This is a genomic window from Methylobacterium sp. AMS5, from assembly GCF_001542815.1.
GTDB lineage: Bacteria > Pseudomonadota > Alphaproteobacteria > Rhizobiales > Beijerinckiaceae > Methylobacterium.
Window position 1 is genome coordinate 790,708 of record NZ_CP006992.1, and the last position, 15,562, is coordinate 806,269.

The 15,562-nt window shown below is 69.6% G+C and carries 15 protein-coding genes and 1 pseudogene; 4 read left to right on the plus strand and 12 right to left on the minus strand.

Annotation, left to right across the window (positions count from 1 at the left end; genetic code table 11):
* Window positions 1-14 precede the first annotated feature (14 nt).
* Both Y590_RS03720 and Y590_RS27525 read right to left on the minus strand, forming a co-directional pair.
* A complete protein-coding gene (locus Y590_RS03720) occupies window positions 15-761 on the minus strand; it encodes a YebC/PmpR family DNA-binding transcriptional regulator (RefSeq protein ID WP_060768702.1) in 747 nt (248 codons plus the stop codon).
* A 438-nt stretch (window positions 762-1,199) separates the two neighbouring features.
* Window positions 1,200-1,567, minus strand: a pseudogene (locus Y590_RS27525) (MBL fold metallo-hydrolase); the annotation flags it as partial.
* Between the two features lie 114 nt (window positions 1,568-1,681).
* Here Y590_RS27525 and Y590_RS03725 point away from each other — a divergent pair.
* A complete protein-coding gene (locus tag Y590_RS03725; protein WP_060768703.1) occupies window positions 1,682-1,996 on the plus strand; it encodes a hypothetical protein in 315 nt (104 codons plus the stop codon).
* Between the two features lie 23 nt (window positions 1,997-2,019).
* Here Y590_RS03725 and Y590_RS03730 read toward each other — a convergent pair whose 3' ends face one another.
* From Y590_RS03730 to moaB, 10 genes are all read right to left on the minus strand, one after another.
* On the minus strand, window positions 2,020-3,162 hold the full coding sequence (locus Y590_RS03730) for a GNAT family N-acetyltransferase (protein WP_060768704.1): 1,143 nt from the start codon (window positions 3,160-3,162) through the stop codon (window positions 2,020-2,022).
* Window positions 3,162-4,538 (minus strand): lipopolysaccharide biosynthesis protein, encoded by a 1,377-nt coding sequence (locus Y590_RS03735; protein WP_060768705.1) that lies wholly within the window; start codon window positions 4,536-4,538, stop codon window positions 3,162-3,164. The genes Y590_RS03730 and Y590_RS03735 overlap by 1 nt, the downstream gene beginning before the upstream one ends.
* A 119-nt stretch (window positions 4,539-4,657) precedes the next feature.
* Window positions 4,658-5,644: an SGNH/GDSL hydrolase family protein gene (locus Y590_RS03740; RefSeq protein ID WP_060768706.1), complete on the minus strand. Its 987-nt coding sequence runs from the start codon at window positions 5,642-5,644 to the stop codon at window positions 4,658-4,660.
* The gene (locus Y590_RS03745; protein WP_060768707.1) at window positions 5,563-6,702 is read right to left on the minus strand and encodes an OpgC family protein; all 1,140 of its coding nucleotides are present in this window, start codon (window positions 6,700-6,702) and stop codon (window positions 5,563-5,565) included. The genes Y590_RS03740 and Y590_RS03745 overlap by 82 nt, the downstream gene beginning before the upstream one ends.
* A gap of 188 nt (window positions 6,703-6,890) precedes the next feature.
* Window positions 6,891-7,652: an HAD-IA family hydrolase gene (locus Y590_RS03750; RefSeq protein WP_060768708.1), complete on the minus strand. Its 762-nt coding sequence runs from the start codon at window positions 7,650-7,652 to the stop codon at window positions 6,891-6,893.
* Entirely contained in the window at window positions 7,646-8,329 is a 684-nt protein-coding gene (gene rpe / locus Y590_RS03755) for a ribulose-phosphate 3-epimerase (protein WP_060768709.1), read from the minus strand. The genes Y590_RS03750 and rpe overlap by 7 nt, the downstream gene beginning before the upstream one ends.
* 191 nt (window positions 8,330-8,520) lie before the next feature.
* Window positions 8,521-9,135, minus strand: a complete 615-nt coding sequence (locus Y590_RS03760; protein ID WP_060768710.1) for a GNAT family N-acetyltransferase — start codon at window positions 9,133-9,135, stop codon at window positions 8,521-8,523.
* Entirely contained in the window at window positions 9,135-11,480 is a 2,346-nt protein-coding gene (locus tag Y590_RS03765) for an Orn/Lys/Arg family decarboxylase (protein ID WP_060768711.1), read from the minus strand. The genes Y590_RS03760 and Y590_RS03765 overlap by 1 nt, the downstream gene beginning before the upstream one ends.
* A gap of 84 nt (window positions 11,481-11,564) precedes the next feature.
* A complete protein-coding gene (locus Y590_RS03770; RefSeq protein WP_060772139.1) occupies window positions 11,565-11,927 on the minus strand; it encodes an energy transducer TonB in 363 nt (120 codons plus the stop codon).
* Window positions 11,928-12,184: 257 nt separating this feature from the next.
* Window positions 12,185-12,742: a molybdenum cofactor biosynthesis protein B gene (gene moaB / locus Y590_RS03775; protein WP_060768712.1), complete on the minus strand. Its 558-nt coding sequence runs from the start codon at window positions 12,740-12,742 to the stop codon at window positions 12,185-12,187.
* A 162-nt stretch (window positions 12,743-12,904) separates the two neighbouring features.
* Between moaB and purB the strand changes: the two genes are divergently transcribed.
* The 3 genes from purB to Y590_RS03790 all read left to right on the plus strand — a co-directional run bounded on the left by purB (window position 12,905) and on the right by Y590_RS03790 (window position 15,516).
* Window positions 12,905-14,212, plus strand: coding sequence for an adenylosuccinate lyase (gene purB, locus Y590_RS03780; RefSeq protein WP_060768713.1), 1,308 nt, complete (start codon window positions 12,905-12,907; stop codon window positions 14,210-14,212).
* Window positions 14,213-14,269: 57 nt separating this feature from the next.
* A complete protein-coding gene (locus tag Y590_RS03785; RefSeq protein ID WP_060768714.1) occupies window positions 14,270-15,127 on the plus strand; it encodes a D-amino-acid transaminase in 858 nt (285 codons plus the stop codon).
* A 71-nt stretch (window positions 15,128-15,198) separates the two neighbouring features.
* Window positions 15,199-15,516, plus strand: coding sequence for a hypothetical protein (locus Y590_RS03790; protein WP_060768715.1), 318 nt, complete (start codon window positions 15,199-15,201; stop codon window positions 15,514-15,516).
* Window positions 15,517-15,562 lie beyond the last annotated feature (46 nt).

The following is a 15,562-nucleotide window of genomic DNA, read 5'->3' on the forward strand; positions in this document are numbered from 1 at the left end:
GCGCAGGCGTCGGCCTACGCGCCCATCTTCTCCACCAGCGCGTCGGACAGGGCGAAGTTGACGTAGACGTTCTGCACGTCGTCCTGATCCTCGATCACCTCGACGAGGCGGATCAGCTTCTCACCGGTCTCGTCATCGACGTCGATGGTGTTCTGCGCCTTCCAGATCAGGCCGGTCCGGCGCGGCTCGCCGAAGCGGCCTTCCAGCGCCTTCGACACGTCGCCGTAGGCGTCCTGAGCGCAGATGACTTCGTGGCCCTCGCCATCCGAGCGCACGTCATCGGCGCCGGCCTCGATCGCAGCCTCCAGCATCGTGTCGGCGTCGGCCACGTCCGGCGCAAAGGCGATGACGCCGACGCGGTCGAACATGAAGGCGACGGCGCCGGTCTCGGCGAGGCTGCCGCCGGACTTGGTAAAGGCCGAGCGCACGTCGGAGGCGGTGCGGTTACGGTTGTCGGTCTGCGCCTCGACGATCAGAGCGGCGCCGCCGGGGCCGTAGCCCTCGTAGCGGATCTCCTCGTAGTTCTCGCCGTCCCCGCCCACGGCCTTCTTGACGGCGCGCTCGATGTTGTCCTTGGGCATGTTCTCCGCCCGGGCCGCGAGGATGGCGGCGCGCAGGCGCGGGTTCATCGAGGGATCGGGCGTGCCGAGCTTGGCCGCCACCGTGATTTCGCGGGCGAGCTTGCTGAACACCTTCGAGCGGACCGCATCGACGCGGCCCTTGCGGTGCATGATGTTCTTGAACTGGGAATGCCCGGCCATGGCGGGATCGTCTTCTCGTTCGTGCGGGCGGAGGGCTCCTTCACGCAAGAAGGATCCTCGACGCCGCGCGGGATGTGTCGGGGGCTCCGCTTATAGGCTGCGCGACCACTCCGAGGCAACGCGGAGCGGTGACGGCTACGGTTCGATCGTCTTCGCGGCCGGGCGCCCGATCCGTCGCGGGCCATCCGCAACCCCCGGCACACCGCTCTTTCGCGCTGGCATCGGTGGCCGGGTTCGCGGCGGGAGTGATAGAGGTCGTGGGCGAAGACCCGATCCCTCCTCACGGTCTTGCATGAGGCGATCCGATGCCGACGACCGAAACGGGTACGGCCGGCACACAGGGCAAGCGGTGGCGCTTCGGCCTCGCCGCCCTCATCGGTGCGCTGGCCGGGGCAATGCTGTTCCCCAGACCCGCCAGGGGCGGCGCCGGGGAAGACGTCAGGGCTGATCCTGCGCCAAGAGATCCCGGTAGCGCGCCGCCGAGCAGCTGACGACGGTGCCGCCGGAGAGCGGCAGCCAGTTCGGGTCGCTCCACAGGAGGAGACGGTCTTCAGGTCCGCGCCCACCTGCACGATGTCGCCCGCGAGCAGCGCGCCGCGCCCCTCCGCCCCGTCCCGCCAGTGCAGCACGGAGCCGCCGGGGAAGTGGCCGCCGAGGCGCAGCAGGGTCAGACCGGGGGCGAGCGCGCGCTCATCCTCCTCCCAGAACACCGCGCGGTCGTCGGGGCGCATCACCCATTCGCGGTCGCGGGCGTGGAGGTAGACCGGCGCATCGAAGGCTGCCGCCCAATCGGGCATGGTCGTGTATCACCACCGCCGGCCGCAGGCGCCGAGAACCGGTATGGCGCGAGCGCGGTTCAGGGTACAGAATCCGCGATCGCCCCGAGGCTCATCCTCCCGGCTCGGGCAGGCCCCACGACGATGCAGCGCACGCTCTCGCTCCTCCACGCCCTCTGTCTCGGCGTCGTCGGCCTCGCCGGCACGGCGGCCTCGGCCCAGGAGCGGCCCTTCACCCCGTCGCTCACCTGCGGGACGGTGCAGGCCCTGGTGGCGCGGCAGCGCCGTGTCGTGCTTGCCACAAGCCCGAACGCCTACGAGGCGGTGCATCTCGACAGCGGCGATTGCCGCAACGAGGTGACGGCACGGCCCGCCTTCGAGCCGACCCTCGACAATCCGTACTGCTTCGCCGGCTATCGCTGCGTCCAGCGCAACAACGGCGAGAACTCCGGGCGCTGAATCGGCCCGGTGACGCCGCCGCGTCAGCCCCGCCGCAGCAGGCGCTTGGCTTCGGCCCTCGCACGATGCTCGAACCGGGCGAGGCGCAGGCGCCGTTCCAGGGAGATCAGGCCGGCACCCGGCGGCTGGGCAATGATCTCGGCGATGGTCTCGCGCTCGGGGTAGAGGCTTTCCAGCGCCGATCCCGGCATCGTCGCCGAGTCGAGCCGCGCGGCGAAGCCCTCCGCATGAAGGGCACGCACAATGGCGTCCTCCAGCACGAGGCCGGGGGCCTGGGCGCGCAGGGTCTCGTCGTAGGCGGTCTTGAGGAGATGAGCGGTTCCGCCCGAGACCAGGGCGAGGCTCGCCGCGACCGTGCGCCCGTCGAGGCGCAGCAGGTCGGCCCGGACGGTGACGGGACCACCGTCCGGCCGGAACAGCGCGCGGGCGAAGGCTTCCGTCCGCGGGCGGCTGCGCAGGGCCGTGCCGGCCTCGCCCTTCCAGCCGGCCGCTTCGAGGGTGAGGAAATCGTCCAGCGCCCGTTCCAGCGCCGCCCCCTCGGTCGCGGTCTCGACGGTGAGCGTCCCGGCCTCCTCCAAGCGGCGGCGGCGGCGGCGCAGGTCCTTGAGGCGGCTCTTGTGCGGGTGGCCGGCGAGGAAGGCCTCGTAATCGGTCCGCCGGTCGAGGATCGGGCGCTCGAAATGCGCGACGGTGCCGGTCTGCCAGCCGGCCCGCTCCATGGCGGCGAGCAGCCCGAGGCCGAGGCGGGTCTCGGTCGCGAGCAGCGGCCAGCGCCAGGGCCGGCCGCCGGAGGCGAGCGCCAGGCCTTCCACCAGGGCGTCGAGCCGCTCCTCCAGGTCGGGACCGTCGGCGACGAGGGGTGCGCTCGCCGTCACGTAGGGCGAGAGGAAGGGCTGCGCGATCGCCGCGCCGAGCCCGGCGATGTCGGGGCGCAGGGTGAAGGGCAGCAGGGCGGTGATCGCCTCCCCGTCACGGACGACCACCGCCGAGAGGCGGGGATGGCACAGGCCATGATCGCAATGGGCCGCGACGACCGCCCGCGCGTAGAACGGATGCGCGGGGACGGCTCGGACCGCCAGCGCGTCCCAGGCCGACGCCTCGGCAGCGAGCGCGGCAACGGGCTCGGCGGCCGCCCGCGACGATCCGGAGAGGGAAGGGGCGCGCATCACCGGGCGGCACTCCGCTGGGGAAATCCGACGACCGGCGTCGAGAGACCGTGAAGGGACCGGGCGCCGAGCGCCAGAATGAGCCCGCGCAGCGTGGTCGCCAGCGCCACCGCGATGGCCGCGCCGACGACACCGAGCCAGGGCACCAGGGCAAGGCAGAGTCCTGCGGCGAGGACCAGCATCGCCAGGGTGACTCCGGCGCAGAGCCGCTCGCCGCCGAGCATGGTCAGCACGTCCTCGGCCGGGCCGAAAAGGCTCGCCGCGACGCTGCCGGCGACGAGGATCGCCAGAACCGGAAGGCTGGCGCGAAACCCTTCGCCGAACAGGCCGAGCAGCAGCGGCGACACCGCGACGATGGCGAGACCGACGCCCGCCGTCGCCAGGAAGGTCCAGCGCGCCTGCATGCGCACGAGATGCGCAAGGCCGGCCTCGTCGCCGCGCGCGCGGGCGGCGGCGAGGCGCTGGGCGGTCGTGGCGGAGGCCGCGTAATGCACGAAGGCCACGAATTGCTGGATGCGGGTGGCGGCAAAGTAGAGGCCGACGGCCTCCGGGGCTGCGAGGAAGCCGAGGATCACGACATCGACGAAGCCGAAGGCGCTCGCGGCAAGGTCGCCTGCCGCGATCGGCAGGCAAGCGGTCAGCCATAGCCGCCAACGGTAGTGGCGCGGGCCGGCCGGCAGGTGGCGGCGCAGACGCGCCAGCAGGAGCCCGGCCTGAACCGCCGCCGCGAGGCCGGTCGCCGCCAGCGTGCAGGCGATGGCGACCCAGGCCTCGGCCGGCGCGCCCGCGAGCACGGCGCCGATCATCGCGAGCATGATGAGAGCTTGGCGCAGCAGGTAGGGCGGCGCGATGGCGAGCAGCGGCCAGCCCTGGCTGCGGGCCACGCCCTCGAGATAGTCCTGGAAGGCGAAGAGCGGCACGACGACGGCCGCGACGAAGATCGGCGTTCCGTAGGGGCCGGCGAGCAGGCCGCCTTGCGGGAAGGCCACGGCGAGGCCGCCGAGCGACAGGGCGAGCCCCCCGCCGAGGCTCACGAGCGCTCCGCCGAACAGGAAGCCGCGCACGCTGTCGAGCCGGCCCGTCGCCTGATCGGCGGGCAGGAAGCGGCAGGCGCCCTGGGACAGGCCGAAAGTCGCGGTGTGGCCGAGGATGGCGATCCAGACCCAGATCGTGGCGAAGATCCCGTATTCCGCGCCGCCCATCATGCGCGCCATCAGGACCTGCGCCCCGTAGGCGAACCCGGCCGCGCCGATGCGGACCGCGAACACGCCGAGCGCCGAGACGGCGGCCGTGGCGCGCAGGGCCCGAGCCCGCACGAGAAGGGTATCGAGAAAGGAGGTTGGGAGGCCGCCCGCGATCACCTTGTCCGCTGCCATGGGCGCGCCATCCGAAAGGGCGCCGGGCGCGGGTGTGGCCGGCACGCTCGGCGATCAGCCTAGGAAGCGCGGCATTTCGAGCGGGTTAAGAGTGCCTCACAAAACGTCGGCTGCCGGCCCTACGGCTGCTTGGGTGCCGGGCTTGGTCCGGAGCCCGGCGTTCCGGTCTGGGCCGGATCGGGCTTCGTGGTTTCGGACGTGGCGTGGTCCGCCTTCACCGCGTCCGTCTTATTCGGATCGATCTTGCCCGCATCCTTGGCCGCATCCTTGGCCGCATCCGGCTGGAGCAGCGACAGGGTGATCGCCCGCGTGGCATGCTCGGCCATGCAGCGCAGGCCGAGATCGTTGAGCCGGAAATGGCGGCCCAGCATGTGCGCCTCGGTGGTGCGCTGGGTCGAGAGGAAGCGCATTGCGGCGTAGCGGTGGACCAGCGGCACCGCCTCGCGGCGGGCGACGTCCTGCACGGTGCGCACCATCTGGGTGTAATAGGCGTCGTCGGCCAGACTCTCGGTGAAGACGGGGTCGATGAGCACGATGTCGATGCCGTGGGATTTCACCCATTGCACCGATTCGTCGAGCGCCTCGCCGAAGGCCTCGATATCGACGCGGGCCAGAGCATCGTTGGTGCCGACCTGCCAGACGACGAGGTCCGGCTCCATCTCGGCGACCATGGAGCGCAGCCGCTCGCCCGCCCCGCTCGCGACCTCGCCGGGCAGACCGCGGGCCTCGACCTCGACCTGAACGTCGGGCAGCGCCTGCTCCAGGGCGTTTTCCAGCTTCACCGGATAGCTCGCGGAGGCGCCGAGCCCCGCCGAGGAGGAGCCGATGGAGAGGACGTGGATCGGCCGCTTCTCCTTGAGCGCGGCCTTGACCGCCTTGAGCCGCGCCAGGGTGTAGAGCTTCGAGCCCGGCACCCGGCATTCGGGTGACAGGCTCAGGTCGAGTGCCTCGACCGTCGCGGTCGACGGTGCAGCCGGCATTGGTGCGGCGCCCGAGGTCTCGCCGAAGGCGGGCGAGGCGAGACTCAGGCCGAGGAGGACGGCGAGTCGGCGGGCGAGGCGGCGTCGGGTGCCTTGCGCGTCGGCCGCGGTCTGCGGGAACGCCATTCGACGAACCATGCGGTGAAACCCAGTGCGATCAGGCCGAAGCCTACGACCGAAATGTCAACGAAGATACCGCCGCCGGTTTGGAAGCGCACGAACTGTCCGGCGAGGCTCAACAGCGATCCCATCGAGAAGACCGCGAGCGAGTTGCGCCCCAAACCCGACAGAAAGCGGGCAAGGCGCCCGACGCGCGGTGCGATGAGAGCGTAGACACCCTGGAAGGCCAGCACCATCCCGCAGAAATGGATCAGCCGGGCGGGCGAGAGATAGGTCTTGTCGAAGGTGAAGACGAGGCGCGGCTCCGGCGCGAGCATCGGATCGGGCCGCAATTCGAGCACTGCGAGCACGACGCCGACGGTGACGATGACGACGCCGAGCGGCATCAGCCGCGGCCAGAGGCGCTGCAGCCGCTCCGAGCCCCGCGTCGCCTCGTTCGACAGGAAGCCGAGCACCAGCAGCAATTGCCAGCAGAGCGGATCGAAGAACCAATCGCCCTCGCCGGGCCAGGAGGGGAAGTTCCACTCGAAGACGAGGCTCGCCCCGTAGAGCGACAGCGAGAGCGCCAGCAGCAGGAGTCGGCTCACCCGGCCGATCAACACCACCGCCGGGGCGATGGCGATCAGCACCACGTAGAGCGGCAGGATGTTGAAGAAGCCGAGTTGGTGCGTGAGCAGCACGACGCCGACCATGGTCTGGATCGGGTCGGCGAAGAAGCCGCCGGCATTGTGCCATTCGAGGATGAGCGGGTTGTCGAGATAGAGCGCGCATCCGGCGATCAGCGCCAGCGCCAGCGCCATGATGGTGAGTTGCGCGCGGTACACCTCGATCGTGCGCGACAGAAGCCGCAGCACCGTGGTGAGGCGCGGCTCCGGCTGGCCGTCGCGCCCGCGGGTGGCAAGCCCGATCGACCAGCCGGCGAGGAACACGAACAGCTCGGCGGCATCCGAGATGCCGTATTGCGAGAAGGTGTAGCGCTCGAAGACGTTGCCGGGGATGTGGTTGATGAAAATCGTGATCAGCGCGAAGCCGCGCCAGAAATCGATCGCGTTCGGCTCGCGCATCAGGCTCCACGGTCCGGCGGTGTGACGTCGCAGCGGCAGGGTCCCGGCCTCCCGCGCGGCGCGCGAGGCGACCGGTACGGCGCCGTTCCGGGACCCGCGACCCGGAGCGGAAGGCGGCCGTCCTGATAGACCGCGCCGTGGTGGATTGGAAAGCGGTGGTTCGGTGACGAGGGCGCGAGAACGGCCGATCAGGCCGCGCCGTGCAGGTGTCCCGCATGCCACTGGCGCAGGGCGCCGAGGGTGACGACGCCGTCCGGCCAGGCATGACCCTGAAGATGCTGGTGCGGCGCGTCCGGCTCGCCGAGATCGGAGACGGCGGAGAAGGCGCCGTCGAGCCGGTGGCTCTGCGTGTAGCGGCTGCGGGTGGCGAGAACCGGCAGGCCGGCGGCGAGCGCCGAGCGGATGCCGGCCGCCGAATCCTCGAAAGCGATCGCTTCGGACGGATCGATGCCGAGGCGGTGGACGGCAAGGGCGAAGATGTCGGGGGCGGGCTTCTTCTGCGCCGCCTCGTCGCCGGCGGCGATCACGTCGAAGGGCTGCGCGTCGTGCGGGAAATTGAGCCGGAGCAGGAGATCGATGTTCGGCCGGCTCGTGGTGGTCGCCACCGCCAGCCGCACGTTGTCCGCGCGCGCCTCTTCCACCAGACGCCGCACGCCGGGACGGAGCGAGAGTCCGCCGCTCTCGGCCAACGCGCCGTAATGGCGCGTCTTGAGATCGTGGATCTCCGGCATCCGGCGCTTGAGCGCGTGTGCCTCCTCGGGGTGGTATCGCTCGATGTAGTGGACGAGCCGCTCCTTGCCGCCCATCACCTTGAGCAGTTCGGCGTAGAATTCCGGCGACCAGTGCCAGGGCAGGCCGAGCGCGCGAAACGCCTGGTTGAAGCCTTGGCGGTGGAGGTCTTCGGTCTCGGCGAGCGTCCCGTCGACGTCGAAGATCAGCGCCTTCAGCATCGCACGCCGTCCCGCCCGGTGGCCGATTGGGCCGCCTCGCGAATCGCCGCGACGTTTTTTTCGTACTGGGTCGGTCCGCCCTTGAAGGCGGCCGAGCCGGCGACGAGGATGTTGGCACCGGCCTGCGCGGCGGGCCCGGCGGTCTCCGGGGTGATGCCGCCATCGACCGAAATGTCGATGGAGCGGCCCGCCGTCATCGCCTTGATGCGCGCAACGGTCTCCAGAGACGAATGAATGAAGCTCTGGCCGCCGAAGCCGGGATTGACCGTCATCACCAGCACGAGGTCGACCATGTCGAGCAGCGGCTCGATAGCGGAGGCCGGCGTGCCGGGGTTGAGCGCCACGCCCGCGCGCTTGCCCAAGGACCGGATCGTCTGGAGTGAGCGGTGGATGTGCGGACCCGCCTCGACATGGACCGTGATCGCGTCCGCGCCGGCCTCGGCGAAGGCGGCGAGGTAGGGGTCGGCCGGCGCGATCATCAGGTGTACGTCGAAGAGTTTGTCGGTCCACGGCCGCAGCGCCTTCACCACCGCCGGGCCGAAGCTGATGTTGGGCACGAAATGCCCGTCCATCACGTCGAGATGGATCCAGTCGGCGCCGGCTTGCGCGATCGCCCGCGTCTCCTCACCGAGCCTGGAGAAGTCGGCGGCGAGGATCGAGGGTGCGAGAAGGGTCATGGAACGGCTCGAAGCGAACACGGTGCCATTCCGCGAAAACCGCGGACGGCCCTGGGAGGGAGAAGCGTCCTGCAACCGATCTAGTGCATCGGACGGAAAGTTGCGCGTTGGCTTCACGCAAAAAATGCCGGCGCTGATGGGGGCAGGCCGGCATTCGTCACCGATTTCGCCGAGCCGGCCCGGCCAAGACGTCAGGACGTCGACGACAACCGGAAGGCACGCGTCCGCTCCGGACGGTGCCAGGCGGAGGGTTGGTCTTCCGCCCCGGTCCCCAGCGGACACTGCACGATGACGCTGTCACTCCAGCGCCCGTACTTGTAGCCGATCGCCGGAAGGTAGCCGACGCGCGCGAACCCGCAGGCCTCGTGCAGGCGCAGGGAGGCCTCGTTGCTCGCGTCGATGTAGCCGATCATCTGCCGGTAGCCCCCCGCGGCGCAGGCCTCGATCAGCGCCGGCAGAAGCCGGCGCCCGATGCCCGCATGCAGGTGGTCCGGGTGAACGTAGATCGAGTGCTTGAGGGCGTAGCGGTAGGCCGGGCGCTTGCGGAACGGCACGGCGTAGGCGTAGCCGGCGATCTGCCCGCCCCGCTCGGCGACGAGGTGGGGCAGGCGCTTGCTGCGCATGGTCTTGCGCCGCCGCCGCAGCTCGTCGGGCAGCAGGCGTTCCTCCTCGAAGTCGCCGGTATCGCCGACGCCTTTGCGGATGTGGCGCTCATAGATCGCGATCATCGCCGACACGTCGGCATCCGACGAGGGCCGGATCACCACCTCCGCGTGAGTTGGAATCGCCGCCGCGCCCTCCGCCATCAGGCGCCCTCGCGCAGGACGTAGGTGTGGAAGCGGATGCGCCCGTCCGGGTCGCTCTCGCGGTAGACGCCCTGGATCTCGGCCTCGAAGCCGGGGAACAGGTTGGCGGCCGCCTCGAACATCTTGAAATAGTCGAGCATCGGCTTGGCCCGCGCGTCGAGGCGCTCGCCGGGCAGCACGGTGCCGATGCCGGGCGGATAGACCAGCATCAGGGTCGTGGCGATGCGCCCCTCGGCCTCCGCGATCGGCACGTAATCGACCCGGTTGCGGGTGAGCATCTGCGCGGCGGCCTTGGGCGCCATCACCATCTCCGGCAGGTGCTCGGGCATGAACTGCTTGCGCTGGAGCGCCGAGGTGCCCGACTCGCGATGGAAGGCGTGGTAATCGGCGCAGAGGTCGCGCAGGCGCACGCCGCGGTAGCGCTTGGGCCGGCGTGCGACGAATTCCGGCATCGCCTCTTCGAGCGGCACGTTGTCGTCGTGCAGCCGCTTGAAGGCGACGAGGCCGGAGATGAGCGTGCCCGCCTTCGACGATTCGACGCCCGGCGTCAGCAGGAAGAGCAGCGAGTTGAGGTCGTTCTTCTCCGGCACGATCCGGTTCTCGCGCAGGTATTGCGCGACGATCGGCGCCGGCACGCCGTGCTCGGTATAGGCCCCCGTCTTCCGGTCGAAGCCGGGGGTGAGCACGGTGAGCTTGTTGGGGTCGGTGATGGCAAAGCCCGGCGCGACATGGGTGAAGCCGTGCCACGCCGCGCCCGGCGTCAGCTCCCAGTAGCGGGCGTCGGCGGCCAGAGCGTCGGTCGGCACGGACTCCCACGGGATCTCCGTGCCGTCGGGCCCCTTCACCACGTCGGGCACGAAGGGGTCGAAGAACCAGCGCCGCTTCGGGTCGGCCTCGCGCTCCTCGAACTCCTTGCGGATGGCGCGGGCCTTCTTGCGCCACTCGATGCCGAGGCGGATCGTGTCGTCCCACAGCACGACGCCGGAGCGGCCCTTCATCATCTGCGCGCCGACATCGAGCGAGGCGAAGATCGGGTAGAACGGCGAGGTCGAGGCGTGGACGAGGAAGCTCTCGTTCAGGCGCTTGTGCTCGACCCGCCGGGTCTGGCCGCGGATGTGCCCGTCGCGGGTGTGGATCTGGGAGGCCTGGGAGAAGCTGGCGAGCTGCTTGTGGGTCGATTGCGTGGCGATGATGCCCGGCGACGTCTCGTCGAGCCCGGTCAGGCCCATGGCGAAGCGGCGATGGTAGAGCGGATGGAACTTCATGAAGCCCGCCCAGGCCTCGTCGAACAGGATGTAGTCGCACAGATGGCCGATGCGCTCGACGATCGCCTGCGCGTCGTAGATCGTGCCGTCATAGGTGCATTGCTCGATCACGGCGCAGCGGAACGGTCGCTCGCGGCGCCACGCTTCCTTGTCCTTCACGAGCGGGTTGTCGCGGATTTTTTCGCGGATGCGCCCCTCGTCGAGCGCCTCGTGATAGATCGGCCCGATCAAACCGTAAGCATTGCGGTCCGTCTCGAGGAAGATCGGGATGCCGCCGGCCAGCAGCAGCGCGCCGTGATGGGCGGCCTTGTGGTTGTTGCGGTCGAACAGGACGAGGTCGTCCTCGGCCACCAGCGAGCCCAGCACCACCTTGTTGGAGGCCGAGGTGCCGTTGAGGACGAAATAGGTCTTCTCCGCCCCGAAGATCTTCGCGGCCTCCTTCTGCGCCTTGAGCGCGGGCCCCTCGTGGGTCAGCAGGTCACCGAGATCGAGCACCGAGTTGTCGAGGTCATCGCGAAAGATCGCCTCGCCGAGATGCTCCACGAAGATGCGGCCGATGGGCGAGCGGTTGTAGAAGATGCCGCCGTTATGGCCGGGGCAGGTCCAGAGCTGGTTGCCCTCCTCGGCGTAATCGACGAGCGCGCCGAAAAACGGCGTCTTCAGCGTGTCGGCATACTGCGTCACGCGGGAGACGAGGCCGCGGGCGATGAATTCGGGCGTCTCCTCGGCGAGGAAGATGTAGCCGTCGATGAAGTCGAGCAGCTCGACGGGGATGTCCTCCAGCCGCTTGCGGCGGACCATGATGACGATCGGCATCTCCAGGCCGCGCTTGCGCATCATGTCGATGAGCGCGGCCGCCTTGCCCTCGAGTCCGCGCTTGCCCCAATCCACCACGAGGCAGCCGACGGCCGAATCGGTCTGCACCGCGATCGAGGCATCCTCGACGCGCCGCGCCCGCACCACCTCGAAGCCGCGCTTCTCCACCGCCGCGACGATCTGATCGACGCGCGCGCCCTCCAGATCATCCGGATCGAAGGCGGGCGTGCACATCAGCACGGTGAAACGGCGGTGAAAATCCATGGAACGCGGCTCTTCTCACGAACGGAACCCCAGCCTTTCCGGCCCATCCGCGACGATTCGATGACATGATGGCGATGGGCGCCGTCACCGCAGCGTGAGGGGAAAGCTGAGTTCGGTGAAACCTTCGAGGGTCAGCAGCCCGGCGGGCGGCGGCGGAAAGGGGGCGGCTGCCTCCACGGCGCGGGCGGCGCGCTCGCCGAGCACCGCCGGCCCGTCTTCAAGCACGATCCCGCCGAGTGCGCCATCGGCCTCGATCCGCACCCGAACCGTGACCTGCCCGCCCCGGCCCGGCGCCGCGGTGCGATCCGCCATCCCGATGCGGTTGACGATTCCGGCCACCCAGGCCCTGGCCCGCGCATCGACCCGCGGCGCGGCGGAGGCCGGCGCGAGCGGCGCGCTCAGCATCAGCGCCGTAAGGAGAAGGGGCCGAACGGGAAGCGGGAGCAAGGACAGCGACTCCGTGAACAAGAAGGGCGCCGCGTGGCGCCGTCTTCGGGGGATACCCGCCCCGGCTCGATGCGGTGGCGCGAAGCCCGGCCCTCCCGGACCGTAACGCCACCCGTGACGCGAAGTACCGCCAAATGACGGTACCGCCGCGACATTTTGGATCACGCCGGCATGGGTTCGCCATGGGGCCGCAAAGCCGATGGGGCTGACGCGTCGCGCCTGCGCAGCGGACGCCGACGACGGCGTCGCTGGGCGGCTCAGATCGTCGCGGCGGCGCCCCGGCGCAGGTGCTCGTCGAGACGCGGCATGATCTCGACGAAGTTGCAGGGGCGGTGACGATAGTCGAGCTGGCTCGCGAGGATGCCGTCCCAGGCGTCCTTGCAGGCGCCGGGCGAGCCCGGCAGCACGAAGATGTAGGTCGCCCCCGCCACGCCCGCGGTCGCCCGCGACTGAAGGGTCGAGGTGCCGATCTTGTCGTAGGAGATGCGGTGGAAGACCGCCGAGAAGCCGTCCATCCGCTTCTCGAACAGCGGTTCGATCGCCTCCGGGGTCACGTCGCGGCCGGTGAAGCCGGTGCCGCCGGTGGTCAGGATCACGTCGATGCTGGGATCGTGAATCCAGCCCTCGACCTTCTCGCGAATCGACACGATCTCGTCCGGCACGATGTCCCGCTGGGCAAGCCGATGCCCCGCCCCCGTGATCCGGGCGGCCAGGGTGTCGCCAGACTTATCATCGGCGAGCACACGGGTGTCGGAGACCGTCAGCACGGCGATGGCGAGGGGGATGAAGGCGCGGGGCGTCGGCTCGCTGGTCATACGGTCGATGTTGTCCCGTGGCTGCGGCGGGTCAACCGTCGCCTGACGTCGCGGGGGAGCCATGCACATCTCGGCAGGGCGACGCGTTGAGGCGCTGGGCTGCGCCGTGCTACGCGCGGGGCGATTTCGCGAAATCGCGACACGTCCGAGGCACTGAAAACGATGATCCCCCGCTACTCCCGTCCCGAGATGACCGCGATCTGGTCGCCGGAGAGCCGGTTCCGGATCTGGTTCGAGATCGAGGCCCACGCCACCACGGCTCTGGCCAAGATCGGCGTCGTGCCGAAGGAGGCCGCCGAGAAGGTCTGGGAGAAGGGCCGCGATGCAAGCTTCGACGTCGCGCGCATCGACGCGATCGAGGCGGTGACGAAGCATGACGTCATCGCCTTCCTCACGCATCTGGCCGAGATCGTCGGGCCGGAGGCGCGCTTCGTCCACCAGGGCATGACCTCGTCCGACGTGCTCGATACCTGCCTCAACGTGCAGCTCACCAAGGCCGCCGACATCCTGATCAAGGATCTCGACGCGCTGCTGGCCGCGCTGAAGCGGCGCGCCTTCGAGCACAAGCTCACCCCCACCATCGGCCGCTCGCACGGCATCCATGCCGAGCCCGTCACCTTCGGCCTCAAGCTCGCCCAGGCCTATGCCGAGTTCGCGAGAGCGAAGGACCGGCTCATCGCCGCACGTAAAGAGGTCGCGACCTGCGCGATCTCGGGGGCGGTCGGCACCTTCGCCAATATCGACCCGCGGGTGGAGGAATACGTCGCCGAGCAGATGGGCCTCGCACCGGAGCCGGTCTCGACCCAGGTGATCCCGCGCGACCGCCACGCCATGTTCTTCGCCGTACTCGGCGTGATCGCCAGCTCCATGGAGCGGTTGGCCACGGAAGTGCGCCACCTGCAGCGCACGGAAGTGCTGGAGGCGGAAGAGTTCTTCTCCGAGGGGCAGAAGGGCTCCTCGGCGATGCCGCACAAGCGCAACCCGGTTCTCACCGAGAACATCACCGGGCTCGCCCGCATGGTGCGCGGCTACGTGACCCCGGCGCTGGAGAACGTCGCGCTCTGGCACGAGCGGGACATCTCGCATTCCTCGGTCGAGCGCATGATCGGCCCGGACGCGACGGTGACCCTCGATTTCGCGCTCGCCCGGCTCACCGGCGTGATCGACAAGCTGCTGATCTACCCCGAGCAGATGCAGAAGAACCTCGACCGGCTCGGCGGCCTCGTCCACTCGCAGCGGGTGCTGCTGGCGCTGACACAGGGCGGCGTCTCGCGGGAGGACGCCTACCGGCTGGTCCAACGCAACGCGATGCCGGTCTGGCGCGGCGAGGGCGATTTCCTCACCCTGCTCAAGGCCGATCCTGAGGTGACCGCCGTGCTGAAGCCGGAACAGATCGAAGAGTGCTTCGACCTCGGCTACCACCTCAAGCACGTCGACACGATTTTTTCGCGCGTGTTCGGGGAAGCCTGATCGATCCTGCACGGAACCTGCTTCGCGCTCGCCGACGACGAACGATCGAGTATTGCCATGAGCCGCACCGCCTACCTGAACGGCGAATTCCTGCCCCTGGACGAAGCCCGCGTGCCGGTGATGGACCGCGGCTTCCTGTTCGCCGACGGGATCTACGAGGTCGCCGCCGTGCTGCACGGCCGCCTCGTTGACAATGCCGGGCATCTCGCCCGGCTCGACCGCTCGCTCGCCGAGATCGGCATCCGCAATCCTCATACGGCCGAGGAATGGGAGCGGCTGGAGACGGACCTCGTCGCGAAGAACGGCGTGCGCGAGGGCCTCGTCTATATCCAGGTCACGCGGGGCGCGGCCGAGCGCGACTTCTCGTTTCCGAAGGGGGACGTGGCCCCGACCGTGGTGATGTTCACGCAGGAGAAATCCATCGTGAACAACCCGATGGCCGAGACCGGCGCGCGGGCGATCACCGTGCCGGACCTGCGCTGGAAGCGGCGGGACATCAAGTCCGTGGCGCTTCTCGCCCAGGTTCTCGCCAAGCAGCAGGCCTCGGAGGCCGGCGTCGCCGAGGCCTTCATGATCGAGGACGGAGTCGTGACGGAGGGCTCGTCCTCCACCGTCTTCATCGTCACAAAGGGCGGCGCCCTGGTGACGCGTCCGCTCTCTCATGCGGTCCTGCCCGGCATCACCCGCAAGGCGGTGCTGGCGCTGGCGGAAGAGACCGGCCTCAGCTTCGAGGAGCGACTCATCAACGCCCGGGAGCTGCCGGACGCGGCGGAAGCCTTCTACACCTCGGCCTCGGCCTTCGTGATGCCGGTGGTGGAAATCGACGGCAAACCCCTCGGCGACGGGCGGCCCGGCCCGGTGGCGCGACGCCTGCGCGCGTTGTACTTCGCCTTCGCCGAGCAATCCGAGTCTTAAACCGGGCTCAGCCTGACAGGAACGCGAAGGCGCGCGCACCCGTTGGTTCCCAAAGGACCACTGAGGACGCAATGACCCTATCCAAGAATGCGGTACGCGTTGCCGCCCTGTTGGCTGCCCTCGCGAGCGGCGCGGCCTTCGCCCAGGACCCGTCGGTGCCGCAGCGCGGGCAGGACAGCGACCCGAAGCTGCCTGCCCCCCAGGATCAGGTGCCGGAAAAGGTCAGACCCGAAAGCGGCAATTCCGGCGCCACGCTGAGCGAGAAGCTCGAGAAATCCGACGGCGTGATCAAGCCGCCCGCCGGCGTCGATCCCGAGATCAAAACGATCGCGCCCGAGCCGACGCCGAACTCCACCCCCGTCATCAAGCCGCCGGGCAACGCCAAATAACCCGAGACCACACATCAGCCATGCGGAGCGGTCCCCAGCGGTAACG